Source organism: Micrococcus sp. HG099, assembly GCF_024723355.1.
GTDB classification, from domain to species: Bacteria; Actinomycetota; Actinomycetes; order Actinomycetales; family Micrococcaceae; genus Micrococcus; species Micrococcus endophyticus.
Genome location: NZ_JANQCJ010000180.1, coordinates 1 through 3,307 on the forward strand (window position 1 = coordinate 1; position 3,307 = coordinate 3,307).

A 3,307-nucleotide genomic window follows, 5' to 3' on the forward strand; every position below is an offset into this window, starting at 1 on the left:
GCCCTGGGCGAGACCGCCAACCGGATCACGCGGGCCGTCCTGCTGCTCGCGGGGCGGCGCGCCGACGCTGCCCCGGCCCCGGAATCGGACGCGCCCGCCGAGGCGGTCCCGGCGCCGGAGACCTCCGCCGACGACGCGGAGGCCCCGCCGCTGCGCGGCGGCCGGTACATCGGCCCGATGGAGCGCGTGCTGATGGTGGTGCTCGGGCTGGCCCACGCGTGGCCGGTGGTCGCCGCGCTCATGGCCGCGAAGGGCCTCGTGCGCTTCCCGGAGATCTCCGCGGACCGCGGGGAGGGCTCCCGGGCGGAGGAGTTCCTCGTCGGCTCCCTCGCGAGCTGGGGGATCGCGGCTGCCGGCGGTGTCCTGGTCTGGGTGGGCCTGGGCGCCCCGGCCCTGTCCTGAGCGCGGCGTCGGCCGCGCCCCCTGACGGGCCGCAGTGCTACAGGAATGCTGATAGTCCTGGAATATCACCGTTCTCTCGCCCCCGGGCGGGTCGGGGGCACCGTATAGACTTGCCCCCGACGTAGGGGAGTATCCCGAACACTGTGGACGTCAGCACGCCGGACGGGCCCGCCTTGGAGCGCGCGCCGACCGGCCGGACACAGAGGCCGGCGCCGTGGAGACCACGGGGGGCGGAGAGACTTGCGGCGCAGAACTGTCCCCTGACGCCGAAAGGTGCACCCATGGAAATCAACGGCCTCACGTGGGGCCTGACGATCGCATTGATCGTCGGGCTGCTCGCGTTCGACTACTTCGCCCATGTCCGCAAGGCCCACACGCCCACGATCCGCGAGGCCGCGATCTGGTCCGGGATCTACGTGGGCCTCGCGCTCCTCTTCGGCCTCGTGTTCTTCGCCGTCGGCGACACGCAGCACGCCGTCGAGTACTACACCGGCTACCTGCTGGAGAAGGCGCTCAGCGTCGACAACCTGTTCGTCTTCCTGGTCATCATGGCCAGCTTCCGCGTGCCCCGCGAGTACCAGCAGAAGGTGCTGCTGTTCGGCATCACCTTCGCGCTGATCTCGCGCACGATCTTCATCCTGCTCGGCGCCGCCGTGATCGCGGCCTGGTCGGACGTCTTCTACCTCTTCGGCCTGTTCCTGCTCGTCATCGCGGGCGGCCAGCTCAAGGGCGAGATGGCCGGCGACGCCGACGACGCCAAGGACGAGGCGGACAACATCATGGTCCGCATGGTGAAGCGGTTCCTGCCCGCCTCGGACCGCTTCGACGGCGACAAGATGTTCACCCTCGAGAACGGCAAGCGGGTCATGACCCCGATGCTGCTCGTGATGATCGCCATCGGCGCCACGGACATCCTCTTCGCCTTCGACTCCATCCCGGCGATCTTCGGCGTGACCACGGAGGCGTACATCGTCTTCACCGCCACGGCCTTCTCGCTCATGGGCCTGCGCCAGCTGTACTTCCTCATCGACGGCCTGCTGGACCGCCTCGTCTACCTCGCCTACGGCCTCTCCGCGCTGCTGGCGTTCATCGGCGTCAAGCTCATCCTGCACGCGCTGCACGAGAACAACCTGCCGTTCATCAACGGCGGCGAGAACGTGCCCGTGGTTGAGATCCCCACGACGCTGTCCCTCGTGGTGGTCGTCGTCATCCTGGCGATCACCGTGGTGGTGTCCCTGTACTCGCCCAAGGGCCAGGCCCTGCGCGCCCTGCAGAACGCCGAGAAGTTCTCCTACCGCTACTCCAAGCTGGACGAGACGGCCGACCCGGCCGAGCGCAGCCGCGCCGCCGCCCTCATGGACGAGTGGACGGCTAAGGCCGAGGGCCTCGACCAGAAGTGGCGCGACGAGCTCCTCGAGCACAAGGACACCTGGTCCGGCATCATCCGCACGGCCCACGAGACCCGGCTGGCCGACCCGCGCGACGACGACGCCCGCGGCGTCTCCGAGCAGATCGTCCGCCAGGACGGGCCCACCGTCTGAGCGACCCGCTGAGATGACCCGCTGAGACGACGACGGCGCCGGTGCTCCCCGCCCCGGCGCCGTCGTCGTCTCTCCACCTCGGCCCTCGTCCCGGTCAGTCGACCGGGCCGGGGGCCGTCGTCGTCTCCGAGGCCGCCGGTGCCGAGTCCGAGCGCTCGGCGCCCTCGTTGGCTGCCGGCGCGGCGCCCTCCCCCGTCATCTCGAGCAGGCGCCGCACGATCGCGGGGCCGTCGTCGGCGAGCCCGTCGTGGTGGAACGCGTCGGTCTCCCACACGCGCAGCCCGCGGACGCGGCCCGCGGTCTCGAGGGACAGGTCGCGGTCCACGTAGACGTCGTCCGTGTAGACGGCCGCGGCCACCGGGACGGTGTTCCGCGCCAGGGCCTCGACGTCGTAGAGCGGGCCCCAGTCCGTGCGCTCGGCGAGCAGGCGGGCGGCGCCGCGCAGCGGCCGCAGGTGCGGGTCGAGCTCGAGGGAGGCGGGCATGACGTGCTCGCCGGTGGGCAGGGGCGCGTCGGCGGCGCCCGGGTCGAAGTCGGGGTGCTCCGCCAGCACCCGCGCGGCGGACCAGTCGGTCGCGGCGCGGCCGCCGGCCAGCTCCGCGGGCTGGGCGTAGATGGACTCGTGCAGCACGGTGTAGAGCGGGTTGACGTGCCGGTCGTTCTGCTCGGCCACGGCCGCCAGGAACGTCTCGGACAGGCGCGGGGCGGGGCCGCTGCGATCCACGGCCTCGGCCAGGATCCAGTGCAGCCGGTCCACGCGGGTGTTGCCGCCCAGGAGCATGCCCAGGGCCTGGGCGCGGGCCACGGTGAGGGGCCCGCCGTCGGGCAGCCGCACGGGCTCCCCGGCCTGCTCGGCGGCGCGGATCAGGGCCACAGCCTCGGCCCACGCCGCGCGGTCCCCGGTGTGGCGGGCGAAGAACTCGTGCGCCCGGTCGCGCATCCGCGTGTAGGTGGCCCGGTAGACGCGGTCGGCGTGGCCGGTGAGCGGGGCGAGGCCGCCGGTGACCAGGCAGCGCCGCAGCCCCTCGGGGTGGAAGGAGAGGTAGGTGAGCGTGCAGAACCCGCCGAAGCTCTGGCCGAGGGTGGTCCACGGGGCGGCGCCGAGGGCGAGCCGGACCATCTCGGCGTCGCGCACGATCGAGGGGGCCCGCAGGTGCACGAGGAGCTCGGCGAGGGCCTCGTCCGAGGCGAACGCGCCCGGGGCGGTGAGGGCGGCGACGGAGGCCGCGGTGGAGCGCCCGGTGCCGCGCTGGTCCAGCAGCAGCACGCGGTGCTCCGAGGCCAGCGCGTCGATCCAGCCGCCCCCGCGCGCCGGGCGGGGTCCGGCCCCGCCCGGCCCGCCCTGGAGGTAGAGGGCCCAGGGG

General features: G+C 73.1%; 2 protein-coding genes and 1 pseudogene. 2 read left to right on the plus strand and 1 reads right to left on the minus strand.

Going from position 1 to position 3,307, the window contains the following annotated elements; translation table 11 throughout:
• Both NWP10_RS11130 and NWP10_RS11135 read left to right on the plus strand, forming a co-directional pair.
• Window positions 1-402 (plus strand): annotated as a pseudogene (locus NWP10_RS11130) (hypothetical protein); the annotation flags it as partial.
• Window positions 403-683: 281 nt separating this feature from the next.
• Entirely contained in the window at window positions 684-1,943 is a 1,260-nt protein-coding gene (locus NWP10_RS11135; protein ID WP_017488117.1) for a TerC family protein, read from the plus strand.
• Window positions 1,944-2,037: 94 nt separating this feature from the next.
• On the opposite strand, the gene NWP10_RS11140 is transcribed toward NWP10_RS11135, so the two are convergent.
• Window positions 2,038-3,307, minus strand: a 1,270-nt coding sequence (locus tag NWP10_RS11140) for an alpha/beta hydrolase (RefSeq protein ID WP_258300955.1), incomplete at its 5' end; no start/stop codon positions are given.

Bases quoted from the DNA above. Each gene is read 5' to 3' on its own strand.
- NWP10_RS11135 (WP_017488117.1), top strand. From the start codon at position 684: ATGGAAATCAACGGCCTCACGTGGGGCCTGACGATCGCATTGATCGTC.